Source organism: Kribbella alba (assembly GCF_039529635.1).
Taxonomy (GTDB): Bacteria; Actinomycetota; Actinomycetes; order Propionibacteriales; family Kribbellaceae; genus Kribbella; species Kribbella alba.
This window is the reverse complement of the sequence record NZ_BAAANE010000009.1, coordinates 421,493-435,703: the sequence shown is the minus strand read 5'-3', so window position 1 is coordinate 435,703 and position 14,211 is coordinate 421,493. Positions and strand designations below refer to the sequence as shown.

Here is a 14,211-nt window from a genome sequence, read left to right as displayed (position 1 = left end):
GGTCATGACATCCGCCGCCTCCTGCTTCCCGGCTGGTCGGTCATGACGGCCGGTGCCACCAGCCACGCCTGGACCTGGCCGCAGGTGCTGAACCCGTTGCTGCGGCGCGAGGATCTCGACGCGTCCGCGACCTCGTGGGCGATGGAGCAGATCCTGTCCGGTGCCGCTTCCCCGGCGCAGTTGGCCGGATTCGTGATCGCGTTGCGCTCCAAGGGCGAGACCGTGACCGAGGTCGAGGGTCTGGTCGCCACGATGCGCGACTTCGCGACCAGGATCGAGGTTCCCGGCCGGACGCTGGACGTGGTCGGTACCGGTGGTGATCAAGCACACACGGTGAACATCTCCACCATGTCGGCGATCGTGGCGGCCGGTGCGGGAGCGAAGGTGCTCAAGCACGGCAACCGCGCGGCCTCATCGGCTTGTGGAGCTGCCGATGTGCTCGAGGAGCTGGGGATCCCGCTCGATCTGACCGCCCCGCAGGTGGCGGCAGTAGGGGAGTTGGCTGGAATCACCTTCTGCTTCGCCCCGGCCTTTCACCCGGCGCTGAGGCATGCCGCAGTACCGCGTCGTGAGCTGGGCGTGCCGACGACCTTCAACTTCCTGGGGCCGCTGGCCAACCCGGGCAATCCGTCGGCTCAGGCGGTCGGCGTGGGCGACGGGCGGATCGCCGGGCTGATGGCCGGCGTACTGGCCCGGCGTGGCATCGACGCGCTGGTGTTCCACGGGGACGACGGGTTGGACGAGCTGACCACGATGACGACGTCACAGGTATGGACGGTCGGGCGCGGGGTCGTCGAAGGGCCCGAGACGCTGGATCCACGGGAGTTGGGGATCCAGCCAGTTCCGGCCGAGGCGCTGAGGGGCGCGGACGCGACGTACAACGCGAAGGTCGTTCGGTCCTTGCTGGACGGCGAGCGCGGCGCAGTACGGGATGTCGTGCTGTTGAACGCGGGAGCCGCGCTGGCTGCTCATGACGCGAGCAGCGGGCCATTGGTCGGGCGGATCCGGGATGGCATGGACCGTGCGACCGAGGCGATCGACTCCGGCGCGGCCAAGAGCGTGCTGGACCGCTGGATCGCAGCCTGCTCCGAGGTCCGCAGCGTGCGCTGAGGGTTGCCGCACTGACTCTGTTGTTGCCGACGGCCCGCCCCCACGTGGAGGCGGGCCGTCGGCTAATTGTTGATCTGGATCTGGGAAACCTTGGTGCGCCAGATCGGCAACCACTGCGGTGTCGAACCGGCGATGTCCCCGATGGCCACGTCCGCGGTACCGTCGCCGCGGTCGATCAGCGTGATCATCAGCGTCGAGAAGGTCTCCTTCAGGTTCGGGACCTTGACCTCCACCCTCGCGGTGATCTCGTGAGCGGGATGCCCGCCCACCGTGATCTGCCGGTGGACGGCCTTGCCGATGAGCTTGGGGTTGTCGGCGTACAAAGCGAACAGCGCGTTGGTGGCCGCCTGGATCGCCGCGTCCTTCCGCCCGGCCGCCGTGTTGGTGTACGGGATCTTCTTGTCCAGAGCGCCGAAGGAGACGTAGTTGCCCCAGTTGCTCTTCTTGCCGTCGTAGTTGTTGTGCACGGTCAACCAGATCGCCACGCCGCCGTACTGGCCGGACTTGTCGTCGGCATCCAGCCAGGCCGAACCCATCAGCGGCATCGTGTCGTTGTTCGAGGCAATCAACTGGCTGCCGACCACCTTGCCGGTCGGCGGTGGCATCGCAGTCGGCTGGATCGACGGGCTGATGGTCTTCAGCGGCGTCGGGTTCGCGGACGGCAGGTCCACTGGAGCAACCGCGTCGGCCTTGGTCCAGATCCAGTTCGCGCTGAGTCCGGTGACGATCAGCGCCACCACCACCAGGATCAACGCACCGATGACCCGCGGCTTCTTGTTTCCGTCACTGCCGCCGCCTGTCGTCTGCCCACTTCCGGATCGGTGAGCCGCGCGTTGCTGCCGTGGTTGCCCGTACGCCGCTCCGTCCTGCAGCGGCTGCTCCTGCCACCCGGGCTGGGCTGCCTCGTAGTGGCCAACCGGTGCACCCTGCAACGCTCCGTACGGCGGCTGTCCGTACTGCCCGCTTAGCGGCGGGCCTTGCTGGGGCATTCCGTATTGCCCTGGGCGCCCGCTTCCGCGCGGAACTTGCTGAGCCTGCCCATACGGGCCCGGTTGCCTGTACTGCGCGGGCGCCTGTCCGTACTGCTGGTTTTGCCCCGGCTGCCCGTGCTGCGCTGGCCCGGGCTGCCCGTGCTGCGTCGGCCCGGGCTGTCCGTGCTGCGTCGGCCCGGGCTGCCCCGGGTGCACCCTGCCCTGCCCTTGGCCTGGTCCACCTTGGGCGGGGTATGGACCGGTGTGCTGCTGCCCGCTCGGCTGCTGCCCCTGCTGCTGCCGCTCAACGTGCGGCCGCCCGGGTTGGCCCGGTGCCCGCTGGCCCTGCAGCGGCTGTGCTGGTGGTTGGCGCTGTGGATGGACTGGTTGGGTTGGGCGTTGTTGTGGTTGAGCCGGCTGGATTAGGCGCGGACCGCCTGCGGCCTGCGGTTGAGGCGGCGTACCGGCTCCGGCCCCGACTGTCGGCTCGAGGCGCGGCCGCGGCGGAGGTGGCGGAGCAGGCGCGCGTGACTGTCCCAGCAACGGATCCGCCGACAGCACTTCCGCCGACAGTGCTTCCGAAGGCAGCCCGGCCGAGGACAGCTGTTCCGGGGGGAGTCGGTCCTCGGCTCGCGGTGCGGCCCAAAGTGGCCCGGCGGGCGGGGTCTGGGGTGCGTGCTCGGATGGATCTGACTGAGGGCGGGCTGGCTTCTGTGGGTGCTCCTGGGTGCGATCGGCAGGGCTGTCGGGCGACGGCTGGCGCGGGGGAGCGCTGTGCCGGGCCGGTGGCCGCTGGGGCGGTTGCGGTGTCTGGTCCTCGTTCTCAGCCAACGTTGATTCCCTTGTAGACCTGGCTTTCGGCCGTCCTCAGATCCGGCCGGTTCGTGGGGATGTCGCTGATGTACGCGACTGCGGTGCCGTCGCCCAGGTCGAAGACGGCGACAGTCAGCGTCAACGCTCGTGCGGCGATGGTCGGCGAGTTCGCTGTGACGGACTGCTGGTAGTACCAGCCCGACTTGCCCGTTCGCTGCACCGGTCCGTTGCGCAACGGCTTGAACGTGGCCGGGACGTCACGGTACATCGCACTGCGGACCTGGATCGACAATTGCGAAGCGGTCGATTGCACGTTGCGGTTAGAGAGCGTGTCGGTGCTGAGCGCGCCGACGAAGATGTCGGCGTACCAGTCTTTGTCGCCGGCGACGTTCTCCTGCAACAGCACGTACTGGCCGCTCGAGTTCAGCAACTGCGGCACCAGCCGCTTCCGGTCCGACCAGGGCGGTTGCTGCCGGGGGAAAGAGATCGCGTCGGATGAGATCCGTGCGCCCTGGTGCAACTCCGGATTCTTCGACTGACCGGGCGAGAAGGTGTCTTGGCCGTTGGACCGCGTGCTCGCCGGCGCGGTCGGAGCCGTACCAGTCGTCGGCGCCGTCGACGAGTTGTCGCTGGGCTCGCCAGACGTAGGTGCGCTGGGCAAACTGCTGGGATCAGCGGTCTGATCGTCGCCTCGGTTGACCACGAAGAAGGCAGCCGCGACAACGATCAGCACCAGCACGCCACCAGCGGCCACGATTGCCGTCGTCCGACTACCACTAGGCCTCGACGGCCCGCTAGTCCCGCCCTTTCCTCCGCCGATCCCTCGCGAATCACGACCGGACCACTGCCCAGCCTGCCCAGCTCCCGCCGGCGGCCCACCACCAGCCGCCTGCCACGGATTCGCCGCGGCCCGCTGCACACTCCCGGCCGGCTGCCAAGCATCCGCGCCGGCCCGCTGCACGCCGCCCGGTGCCTGCTGCGGATTTGCCGCGGCCTGCCACCGGTTTGCGGCTCCTTGTTGCTCGTCACCATCGGCTGGAGACGTTGCGACGATGCTCGGCTTGGTGCTTGCCGGAGGCAAGTTGGTGGGCTCGGTGGTTTCGCCGCCGTTGTCAGGATTCTGCTGCTGCGCCGAAGGGTTGTTGGCCGCGGCCGCCTCAGGCCCTTGCGTCCAGGCTGCCTTGGCTTTCTCCGCGGCGCTGATCGCTACGCCTGCACCAGCGGTCGCCATACCTGAGGCGGCCCCGGCCTCGTCCCCCGCCTCGTCACCGGCCGCCGGCGCCTCGCCCTCGTCGCCGGTCATCTCGCTTGGCGTCGAAGCGGGCTGCGTCCAGAAAGGAACCGCTTGCGCCGCGTCAGCCTCGGGAAAGACTTCCTTCTCGGTCTGGTTGGTCCATTGCGCCCCGTCCCACCACCGGATGGTGTGCGGCTGTCCGGTGGGGTCCGGATACCAGCCCGCGGGAGGGTTGCTCATGGGGTTCACCGTAACTTCAGCACGTGTCAATCAGGCCGCGGATTCCGGCCGTCAGACACCGTCCTCCTGGCCAAGGCTGAAGGCCGCCTCGAGGTCGTGCGTGGAGTACGTCCGGAAGGCGATGTGGGTCTCGGTGCTGAGCACTCCCGGCACCCGGTTCACGTGGTCCGGGATCACGCTGGCGAGGTCGTCGTGGTGGGCGACTCGGACCATCGCGATCAGGTCCAGCGCACCGGTCACGGAGTACACCTCGCTGACGCCGTCGATCGCCGCCACCTGCTCGGCGACCTCGGGGATGCGCGCCACGTCGGCCTTGATGAACACGATCGCGGTGACCATGTCGTCCTCTCCTCGGAAACCCTGCTGCCCGGAACTCTGCCCCGCTGAGCATAATGCGGCCCGCCCTTGCTGATCCTCAGCTGACGCGGGTAGCACCCAGCGGACGCATTCGGCGGCGGCGTTCGCTGGGGTGGTGGTGCTCGTCGGAGTGGGAGTTGTCGAGGCGGCTGATGTGGCGGCCGGCTCCGCTGACCGGGCAGGTCCAGGTGCCGTCCATCTCGACCAGGCGAATGCCCGGGGAGTCGAGCCAGCGCAGTACGAGTTCGATCTCTTCCGGTGAGGCGGCCGCTACCGGTCCGATTCCGGGCAGGACCGTCTCGGCCGAGGCTCGGAGCATCTCCAGGTAGTTGCGGGGATCCGTCCCGCGCGGGCTGATCCCGGCTGCCGCGAGCCGGCCGCGGCGAATCACGTGCAACTCCCAGCCGCCGTCATCGGTACGGCGGGCGGCGCAGATCTCCGCGCACCCGGTGAGCGACGACATCCGCTGCATCTTGGCGCTGCTGCGGACGAAGGCGCTCAGCCGATCGCGATGCACTGCGGCGTCCTCGAACCGCTCGTCCGCCGAGAGCAGGTCGATCCGCCGGTCCAGTGCCTCGACCACCGGCGCCGGGTCGATCGTGAGCGCCGAGCGCAGTGCGGCGACGAATTCGCCGTACGAATCCATGTCGATCCGCCCGTCACAGGGCGCGACACACCGGCCCATCTCGGCCAGCACACACGGAGATATTCGTGGCGAACGCGACATCCGCACCGTGCACTGGCGAATCGGGAAGGCCTCGTGCAGCGCCGCCATCGCGCGCTCGGCCGTCTTCCGGGAGCTGAACGGCCCGAGATACCCCGCGTCGTCGTCGCGCAACTGTTTCACCAGGGACAACCGCGGAAAGGGCTCGACCGTGACCTTCAGCCAGTGCTGCCGTTCGGGGAACTTGGAGCGCCGGTTGTACCGCGGTTTGTGCTCGGCGATCAGGCGGAGCTCGCGGACCTCGGCCTCCAGCGCAGTACCGCATTCGATGCCGCGGACGCCGGACGCGATCCCGATCATCTCGCCGATCCTGGTCCGGGTCTCGGAGGCGGTGAAGTACGACCGGACGCGAGTGCGCAGGTCCTTCGACTTGCCGACGTAGAGCACCTCGCCCCGGTCGTCGGTGAACAGGTACACACCAGGGGCGTGCGGCAACGATTCGGCCAGGTGCCGTTTCGCCCGGACCTGCGGCGCGACCCGGGCGGAGAAGGTCTGCAGATCCTCCAGCGTCTGAACCCCGAGGGAGCCGACCCGTTCGAACAAGCCATGCAGAACGTCGACTGTGGCGCGCGCGTCGGACAGGGCGCGGTGGTTCGGCGTCGTGGTGGCGCGGAAGAGCTTGGCCAGCGTGCCCAGTTTGCAGTTCGGCGCCTCGTCGGGGGTGATCACCCGGCGGGCGAGCAGGGCGGTGTCCACGACGGCGAAATCCGGCCAGTCGTAGCCATGCACCTGGCTGTCGTGTTTCAGGAAGCCCATGTCGAACGGCGCGTTGTGAGCCACCATCACGCAGCCCTTGGCGAACTCCAGGAACGCCGGCAGCACCGATCCGATCCGGGGTGAGGAGGCAACCATCAGGTCGGTGATGCCGGTCAGCACCGCGATGAACGGCGGGATCGGCTCGGACGGATTCACCAGCGACTGGAACTCGCCGACCAGTTCGCCGCCGCGCACCTTGACCGCGCCGATCTCGGTGATGCCCGAATTGCCCGGTGCGCCGCCGGTGGTCTCCAGGTCGACCACGCAGAAGGTGACGTCGCGCAGTGGTGTGCCCAGGTCGTCGAAACTCGGTTGCACACCGCGGATCGGCGAGACCGGTTCGGGCGCCGGGGCAGCGGCGAGATCCGACGAGGGGCTGCTCATGCCGACGACGCTAGAAGGCATCACCGACAATTCCGCTGCTGACACGCTGCCCGGGCGTCCGGTTCGCCGACAAACCACAACGCGAACGGGGCACAACCGACTAGGCTCTCCGTATGCGTACACAAGCGATCACCGCGAATCCGGGCCGCACGCCCGGTCGTTGTGGTCTGCGTCACTGGCTCCGCCAGACCTCCGTTCGGGCCGGACTGCGGACCGGTGACTGAGGCAGGCACCGCCGCGAGCTCCGCTGCCACCACTTTGCCCGAACCAGTGCGGCAGCGGGTTCTCACCCTCGCCGCCCAGGCCCTGGGTCAGCTGCCCGCGACTGACATCCCACCTCCGCTGCGCCGGTTCGCCAGCTTCGCGCCCGGCAAGCGCGCCAAGCTCTCGGCGTCAGTGCTCGGGCCGATCCTTGCGACGGACGAGCACTTCCGCCGTCTGATCGCTTTCGAGGTACGCCGCGAGCACCCCGAGCTGGGTGATGCCGTCGCCGAAGGCGTCCCGGTGCCGGCCGCCGAACCCACCGAGGTGGCGGCGCTGGCCTACCTGCTCCGGCCGGAAGACTGGGAGCAGCGGATCGCCGAAGCGGCCCAGCTGCCGCCCGAGCCGGCCAAGATCGACGACGAGGTGGTCAGCAGGCTCGCGGACCAACTCGATCAGGCCCGCACCGAGACACGTCAAGTACGCGAACGTCTGCGGGAGCAGGTCAGCGAGCTGAAGGCGGAAAATGTCACCCTCCGGCGCAAGCTGAACGAGGCGCGTCAGCGGATCACCGGTCTTCAGAGCGACCTCGAACTCCGCACGGTGGAAGCGAACACGGCCGACGAACGGGTCGAGGCCGCCCGCGCGGAAGTGGAGCGCGAGCTGCGGAAACTCCGCGCCCGCATCACCGAACTGGAAGCAGCCGACTACGCAACCCGCCGTGCTGCTGGGCAGGAGCGCGAGCTGGCATCCACCAGAACGCGACTGCTGCTGGACACCCTCGTCGAAGCCGCAGGTGGGCTCCGTCGCGAGCTGGCGCTGCCGCCTGGGGGAGACCTCCGCCCGGCTGACACCGTCGCAGGTGTGGAGCCTGTCGCCGCACCGGTCGGGCGATCAGCGCCGGACGATGACCCGGCGCTGTTCGACGAACTGCTCGCGCTGCCGCAGGTGCACCTGATCATCGACGGGTACAACGTCACCAAGACGGCCTGGCCGAACTCCCCGCTGCATTCCCAGCGGCAACGGCTCGTCACAGCTCTGGGCGCGTTGGTTGCGCAGCGGCGGATCGAGGTCACCGTGGTGTTCGACGGGGCCGAGTTGTCCGGTCCGGTCCAGCTGAACCCACCGCGCGGTGTCCGGGTCCGCTTCAGCCCGGCCGGCGTGATCGCCGATGAGGTGATCCGGCAACTTGTCCGGGCCGAACCGCCGGGCCGCCCGGTCGTGGTCGTGTCCACCGACCGCGAAGTTGCCGAGAGCACCATCACCATGGGCGCCCGCGCCCTCTCCGCGAACACCCTCATCACTCGCATCACCCGAGCCTGACCCCGTACTACGAGCCGCCTGGCCCGGCGGGGCGTCGTACGGGTCTGGGATGGGTGGTCAGCGAAAACTGTCGGTGGGGGTCCTTAGCGTCCTTCTCAGCCGGATGCAAGTCCGGGTGCTTCCCCACTTTGGAGGACGTTGTGCTGATCGATTGCGACGCGTGTGTGATGAGAGGGCCTGGCTGCCAGGACTGCGTGGTCACCGTGGTGCTCGGGATGTCGGCCGACCAGGGCTCGATCCGGATCGACGACGAGGAGCGGGCCGCCCTGGACGTTCTGGCCCAGTCCGGTCTGGTTCCACCCCTTCGGCTCGTGCACGCCGTCAGCAGTGTGGAGCCGAACACTGCTGCGGAAGGAGACGCGGCGGCCGACGCGGTCTGATTCACGCTCTGGAAGGGCTTTCCCGACGTTAAGTTTGGATCAAACCAGAGGGGCGAATTGCACCGGTCACGAATCGGTTACTACTGTTACCTCTCGTTGCCCCAGGGCGTCGGTCCACCAGACCGACCGGGCAAGTACCAGCCGAGGTGTGACCCGCCGGGTGTTGTAGGAGTTACTCCACTGAGAGCTCCGGCAACGACAGGCGTGTTGACGGGGACGGCGTCGAGCAGAGGAAGGGACCGACCGGGCTGTGTCCACCGGACGCTTCAACCGCACCAAGGGTATTGCCCTCGCCGCTATCACCAGCACCGCAGTCGTCGCGGGGGTGATCTTCGTCCAGCAGTCGGCCGACGCGGATCCCAAGCCCACGTTGGCGCAGGCGAAGGCCCAGGTCGCCGAGCTGCAGCACAAGGCCGAGACGGCCGGTGAGTCCGCCAACGACCTGCGCGGCCAGATCAAGGCCTCCAGTGACCGGGTGAAGGCGCTCCAGTCCGGGATCAAGACCCAGCAGGTCCAGGTCGACGCCGTGAAGCGGCAGATCGGCTCCCTCGCGGTCGCCGGCTACCAGACCTCCGGGATCTCAACGACGGCGCAGTTGCTGCTGTCAACGAACCCCGACCAGTTCCTCAGCCAGGCCTCGACCGCTCAGGCGTTCGCCGGCCAGCAGAACACGGCGCTCCGCCGGTTCCAGGCCGCCCAGGGCAAGCTCACCGACCTGCAGGCCAGCGAGCAGGCTGAGCTGGCCGGGTTGCAGGCCGTGCAGGCCAAGCAGGACAGCCTGAAGAAGGAGATCGAGACCAACCTCAACGCCGCCGAAAAGGTCCTCGGCAAGCTGAGCGACGCCGAGCGCGCGAGGATCCAGGCCGAGAACGCGCAGGAGGCCCAGGCCGCTCGCAACTCGCGCCCGACCCGTGGCAGCAACCGGATGGACAATCTCCCGATCCCGCCGGTCAGCGGCCGCGCCGGCACTGCGGTCCAGGTGGCCTTGGCCCAGATGGGTGACCCGTATGTGTGGGGCGCCGCCGGACCGAGCTCCTTCGACTGCTCCGGCCTGATGATGTACGCCTGGGGCAAGGCGGGCGTCTCGCTGTCGCACTCGTCGAAGGCGCAGGCCGGCGAGGGCCGCCCGGTCAGCAAAAGCCAGCTGCAGCCAGGCGACCTGGTCTTCTACTACTCGCCGATCAGCCACGTCGCCATGTACATCGGCAACGGCCGGATCGTGCACGCCAGCCGCCCGGGCAAGCCGGTCAAGACCGACGACATCGACCTGATGCCCTACAACACCGCGGTCCGCCCGGGCTGACCCGCGGCATTCTCGACATGAAGCTCGGCTCCGGGGCACGACCCCCGGGGCCGAGTTTTTCGCCCCGCCGAGTGATTGACTGGCTGAGGGGGCACCTATAAGTGACTCCCCTGACTGGGGCAGGTGAGCAGCGAGGGGCCGAGGTGATCGACGAACAAGGCGACACCATGCCGATGCCGGTCGTTCCCCCGCGTGATCCGAAGGCGACCGCGTCGTCAGGCCCAGCCTCAAAGCTGCAGTCGGCAGACTCCAACCTGGGCCCGGCGGGGTCCAAGGCGGAGCCGGTGCGCTCGAAGGCGGACCAGGCGCGCTCCAAGGCGGAACCGATGCGCTCCAAGGCGGAGCCGATGCGCTCTGAGGCGGAGCCGGCGGCCCCCAAGGCGGAGCCCGTGGGTCCCAAGGCGGAGCCGGCGGGCTCCATGGCGGAGCTGGCTACCGAGGTCAGGCTGTCTGAGCAGACGACGATCATGATCCCGGCCCAGCACGCCGGCGGGGGGCGGAAGAAGCTGCTCACCGTCGGCGAGGTCGGCGCTTGGGTGTCCGGTCACAGTTCGTTGGTGCGGAAGGTCGCGCTCGGCCTGGCGATCGGCGTGGTCACCGTGGCCGCCTACGCAGGTCTTCAAAGTGTCGCCAACGCGCCCGCAGATCCGGGTGCCCCCGGCAACACCACGCCGGGTCACTCGGCGTCGACCACCCCCGACGAGGCTGCCGACGGCGTCCGCCGGGCCGTCGCGGGCGAGGCGGTTCTGCAACGGATGGCCGACGCGATCAACAGCGACAACCGCGGCAACTTCATGAACACGATCGACCCGCAGGCGGCCGCCTTCGACCAGCAGGCGCGGACGGTCTTCGCCAATCTCGCAAAGTTGCCGTTAGCCACCTTCCAGTTGCGCTACGTGAGCGACGACGCCGGCGCGCTCGAGCCCGACCGCAAGGCCGCGCTCGGCGGCTCCGAGTCCTGGCTGGCCCAGGTCGAGGTCTCCTGGCAGCTGACCGGGTTCGACGCCAAACCGGCGCGCGAGACCCTGCCGGTCACCTTCGTGACGAGGGATAGTACGACGTACGCGGCGTCCTTCTCGGAGCGGTTCGTCGCCGGGCAGCGGCGGCCCATCTGGGCGCTCGGCAGCATCGACGTCGCCAAGGGCGCGCACAGCCTGGTGATCAGCCTGAACTCGCAGGCGAACGCCGAGGACTACGCCGCGGTGACCGACCGCGCGGTCGAGTCCGTGAGCAAGGTCTGGGGCAGGAACTGGCGGCAGAAGGCGGTCATCTACCTGCCGTCCAAGCAGTCCGAGATGGAGTATGTGCTCGGAGCGCAGCAGGGCACCTACACCCAGATCGCCGCGGTCACGATGGCCGAGCTGGACACGCCGCAGGCGGGTGCGCCGGTGCGGATCGTGGCCAATCCGAAGCTGTTCGAGGAGCTCGGCAAGCAGGGCCGCCGGATCGTCCTGACACACGAGACCACCCACGTCGCCTCGACCGCTACCGCCTCGCCGGTACCGTTGTGGCTGGCCGAGGGTTTCGCCGACTACGTCGCCTTCACCACCGTGTCCGTGCAGGACGAATCGGCGGCGAAGGAGTTGTTCAAGGCGATCCGGGCGGGCAAGGTGCCGAAGGCGCTGCCCGGACCGGAGGCGTTCGCCGCATCGTCGACGGAGCTGCCCCAGGCTTACGAGTCGGGCTGGCTGGCCTGTCGGCTGATCAGCGAGCGGGAAGGGCAGAGCAAGTTGGTGAAGTTCTACCGGACCGTGCACGCGTCCAAGAGCCCGACCGGTCTGGCCGACGCTTTCCGCACCGTGCTCGGCACCACCGAGCAGCAGTTCGTCGCGGACTGGCAGAACTACCTCAAGAGGCTCGCGGGTGTCTGAGCGGGCTGCGACGTGGGCCCCTCGGGTGGCCGGTGTCGCGCTCGCGGCCGCGCTGGTGACGGTGATCGTCACGACCACCCCGTGGCACCTGATCGACCTGCCGAAACCGGATCCCACGCTCGACTTCACCGCCGCCGAGATCGACCGGCAGAACCAGTTCCGGCACGAGCTGTTGCCGTGGTCAACGATCTCCTGGGTGTTGTCCGTGCTGGTGCCGCTCGGCATCGGGTTCAGTCCTTTGGGCCGCCGCCTGTACGACGTGCTCAAGCTCCGCCGGTGGTATCTCGCAGTACCGGTTCTGGTTGCTGCGTTGGGATTGCTGGTCAGCGTGATCACTTTGCCGACGGACGCGATGGCCGAGCGGGTGACCAGGAAATACGGGCTGTCCACCGAGAGCTGGGGTCTCTGGCTCCGGGATCGCGGCGTCAACTGGTTGCTCTCGGCAATCGCGTTGACCGCGGTGGCGCTCGGGTTGATCGCGCTGTCCAGGCGTTGGCGGACGTGGTGGTGGGTTCCCGCGGCGATCGCCGGTTCGGTGCTCGTGCTAGGAGTTTCGTTCGGCTATCCGGTGCTGGTGGAGCCGCGGTTCAACGAGTTCACTTCGATGGCGCCGGGGCCGCAGCGTGACCAGTTCATGCAGTTGGCCGCGGAGGACGGCGTGCCGGTCAAGGATGTGCTCGTCGCCGACGCATCCAAGCGGACCACGACTCTCAATGCCTACGTGTCCGGCTTCGGATCGACCCGTCGGCTGGTCGTCTATGACACGTTGCTGAAGGATGTGCCGCCGGCGCAGGTTCGCCTGGTCGTCGCACATGAACTCGGACATGCTGCCGAGAACGACGTCCTGCACGGGACGCTGATCGGTGCACTCGGCACGGCGTTTGCCGTCGTGCTGCTGAAATTGTTGCTCGGGGCCAAGTTGTCCGATCCGCGCCGAACCGCCTTGCTGCTGGCGCTTGTCGTCGCCGGGACAACCCTGGCCGCGCCGGTGCAGAACCTGGTCAGCCGCAAGATCGAGGCCCGCGCGGACTACCACTCGTTGAGGCTCACCGACGATCCGAGAACGTTCATCGAGATGCAGCACGCGTTGGCAGTGGCGAACATCTCCGGCCTCGAGCCCAGCCGGTGGCGGTACTGGATGTTCGCGAATCACCCGACGCCGCCGGAGCGCATCGCGATGGGCCGGGCCTGGGCCGCGCAGCACGGGACGGTGGTTCCACCGCTGGCGAAGCCGTGACGGTTCTGGTCGTCACCAACGATTTCCCGCCGCGCCAGGGCGGGATCGAGACGTTCGTCCGCTCGCTCTGTGACGAACTACCCGCCGAACGCTTGGTCGTGCTGACCTCCCGTATGCCCGGCGACGCGCAGTACGACGCGGCTTTGCCATTCCCGGTGGAGCGCGACCGTACGACGATGCTCCTGCCGACACCACGAGTCACCCGGTACGCCGTACAGGTGATGCGTCAGTACGAGGCGGATCGGGTGGTGTTCGGTGCGGCGGCTCCGCTGGGTCTGATGGGACCGGCTCTCCGCAAGGCGGGGGCGCGGCGGATCGTTGCGCTGACGCATGGGCATGAAACCTGGTGGGCAGGTCTGCCGGGGACACGGCAAGCACTGCGGCGGATCGGCGATGCGGCTGACACCGTGACCACGGTCTCCTCTTGGTGTGCTGAGCAGATCGCGCCGGCGCTCTCCGCGGAGGCGGCTCGGCGGATGCGGCGGTTGACGCCGGGAGTGGACACGTCGCGGTTCTTCCCGGAGTCCGGGGGCGACCAGGTGCGCAAAAGCCTCAAGCTGGAAGGGATTCCGGTGGTTGCCTGCGTGTCGAGGCTCGTCGCGCGCAAGGGCCAGGACACGCTCATCCGCGCCTGGCCCAGGGTGCTCGCCGAGGTGCCGGACGCCGTCTTGCTGCTGGTCGGCGGAGGTCCGATGCGGGATCAGTTGGTGGCGCTTGCCGCAGAACTCGGGGTGGCGCACGCCGTGCGGTTCACCGGCGCAGTGCCTTGGTCCGAGATCCCGCCGTACATGGATGCGGCGGACGTGTTCGCGATGCCGTGCCGGACCAGGCGGTTCGGGCTGGAGCCGGAGGCGCTCGGCATCGTGTCGCTGGAGGCAGCCGCCACCGGGAAACCGGTGGTGATCGGCGACTCGGGCGGGGCAGGCGACACCGTCCGGCATGGCGAGACCGGCTATTTGGTGGATCCGTACAACCCGGTCGCGGTCGCAGTACGGCTGGTTGCCTTGCTGACGGATCCAGCGCGGGCCCGGGCGATGGGTGCGGCGGGTCGCGACTGGGTCGCCGCCGAGTGGACCTGGTCCCGCTCTGGCGCGATCCTGCGGGACCTGCTCGACCTGTGACGGAAACCTCGTGACACCTCTGGGTTCGGAGCGTGTACTCTGGGCGACATGCATCAGACGTCACGCCTCGCAGCAGCCGTACGAGCTTCCCGCTCCCCGGCTGCCGCTGCCTGACATCTGCTGAAAACCACCGGCGACCGGAAACGGTCCGCCGGTTTTTTTGTTGTCGAAACCAGGCTCGCGGTC

Annotated in this window: 12 protein-coding genes; 8 read left to right on the top strand and 4 right to left on the bottom strand. The window is 68.6% G+C overall.

The window, feature by feature from the left end; all coding sequences use genetic code 11:
* Positions 1-42 precede the first annotated feature (42 nt).
* Positions 43-1,110, top strand: a complete 1,068-nt coding sequence (gene trpD, locus ABD210_RS26755) for an anthranilate phosphoribosyltransferase (protein WP_344114959.1) — start codon at positions 43-45, stop codon at positions 1,108-1,110.
* A 62-nt stretch (positions 1,111-1,172) separates the two neighbouring features.
* On the opposite strand, the gene ABD210_RS26750 is transcribed toward trpD, so the two are convergent.
* Complete coding sequence (locus tag ABD210_RS26750; RefSeq protein ID WP_344114958.1) at positions 1,173-2,099, bottom strand: hypothetical protein; 927 nt, start codon at positions 2,097-2,099, stop codon at positions 1,173-1,175.
* 63 nt (positions 2,100-2,162) lie between these two features.
* On the opposite strand from ABD210_RS26750, the gene ABD210_RS26745 reads away from it, so the two are divergent.
* Positions 2,163-2,507: a hypothetical protein gene (locus ABD210_RS26745; RefSeq protein ID WP_344114956.1), complete on the top strand. Its 345-nt coding sequence runs from the start codon at positions 2,163-2,165 to the stop codon at positions 2,505-2,507.
* Positions 2,508-2,904: 397 nt separating this feature from the next.
* On the opposite strand, the gene ABD210_RS26740 is transcribed toward ABD210_RS26745, so the two are convergent.
* The 3 genes from ABD210_RS26740 to ABD210_RS26730 all read right to left on the bottom strand — a co-directional run bounded on the left by ABD210_RS26740 (position 2,905) and on the right by ABD210_RS26730 (position 6,589).
* Positions 2,905-4,368, bottom strand: coding sequence for a DUF2510 domain-containing protein (locus ABD210_RS26740; protein ID WP_344114955.1), 1,464 nt, complete (start codon positions 4,366-4,368; stop codon positions 2,905-2,907).
* A 51-nt stretch (positions 4,369-4,419) separates the two neighbouring features.
* Positions 4,420-4,707 (bottom strand): Lrp/AsnC family transcriptional regulator, encoded by a 288-nt coding sequence (locus ABD210_RS26735; protein ID WP_344114953.1) that lies wholly within the window; start codon positions 4,705-4,707, stop codon positions 4,420-4,422.
* Between the two features lie 76 nt (positions 4,708-4,783).
* Positions 4,784-6,589 (bottom strand): DEDD exonuclease domain-containing protein, encoded by a 1,806-nt coding sequence (locus tag ABD210_RS26730; RefSeq protein WP_344114951.1) that lies wholly within the window; start codon positions 6,587-6,589, stop codon positions 4,784-4,786.
* A 216-nt stretch (positions 6,590-6,805) separates the two neighbouring features.
* On the opposite strand from ABD210_RS26730, the gene ABD210_RS26725 reads away from it, so the two are divergent.
* The 6 genes from ABD210_RS26725 (at position 6,806) to ABD210_RS26700 (ending at position 14,025) form a co-directional block, all read left to right on the top strand.
* Positions 6,806-8,113, top strand: a complete 1,308-nt coding sequence (locus ABD210_RS26725) for an NYN domain-containing protein (RefSeq protein ID WP_344114949.1) — start codon at positions 6,806-6,808, stop codon at positions 8,111-8,113.
* A gap of 140 nt (positions 8,114-8,253) precedes the next feature.
* The gene (locus ABD210_RS26720) at positions 8,254-8,493 is read left to right on the top strand and encodes a hypothetical protein (RefSeq protein ID WP_344114947.1); all 240 of its coding nucleotides are present in this window, start codon (positions 8,254-8,256) and stop codon (positions 8,491-8,493) included.
* A gap of 250 nt (positions 8,494-8,743) precedes the next feature.
* On the top strand, positions 8,744-9,796 hold the full coding sequence (locus ABD210_RS26715; protein WP_344114945.1) for a C40 family peptidase: 1,053 nt from the start codon (positions 8,744-8,746) through the stop codon (positions 9,794-9,796).
* A 101-nt stretch (positions 9,797-9,897) separates the two neighbouring features.
* On the top strand, positions 9,898-11,667 hold the full coding sequence (locus ABD210_RS26710; RefSeq protein ID WP_344114943.1) for a hypothetical protein: 1,770 nt from the start codon (positions 9,898-9,900) through the stop codon (positions 11,665-11,667).
* Complete coding sequence (locus tag ABD210_RS26705; protein WP_344114941.1) at positions 11,660-12,904, top strand: M48 family metallopeptidase; 1,245 nt, start codon at positions 11,660-11,662, stop codon at positions 12,902-12,904. Before ABD210_RS26710 ends, ABD210_RS26705 begins: the two co-directional genes overlap by 8 nt.
* A complete protein-coding gene (locus ABD210_RS26700) occupies positions 12,901-14,025 on the top strand; it encodes a glycosyltransferase family 4 protein (RefSeq protein ID WP_344114939.1) in 1,125 nt (374 codons plus the stop codon). The genes ABD210_RS26705 and ABD210_RS26700 overlap by 4 nt, the downstream gene beginning before the upstream one ends.
* Positions 14,026-14,211 lie beyond the last annotated feature (186 nt).

Excerpts from the sequence above, each read along its gene's own strand:
- trpD (WP_344114959.1), top strand. The coding sequence starts at position 43 with ATGACGGCCGGTGCCACCAGCCACGCCTGGACCTGGCCGCAGGTGCTG.
- ABD210_RS26750 (WP_344114958.1), bottom strand. The coding sequence starts at position 2,099 with ATGCCCCAGCAAGGCCCGCCGCTAAGCGGGCAGTACGGACAGCCGCCG.
- ABD210_RS26740 (WP_344114955.1), bottom strand. The coding sequence starts at position 4,368 with ATGAGCAACCCTCCCGCGGGCTGGTATCCGGACCCCACCGGACAGCCG.
- ABD210_RS26735 (WP_344114953.1), bottom strand. The coding sequence starts at position 4,707 with ATGGTCACCGCGATCGTGTTCATCAAGGCCGACGTGGCGCGCATCCCC.
- ABD210_RS26730 (WP_344114951.1), bottom strand. The coding sequence starts at position 6,589 with ATGAGCAGCCCCTCGTCGGATCTCGCCGCTGCCCCGGCGCCCGAACCG.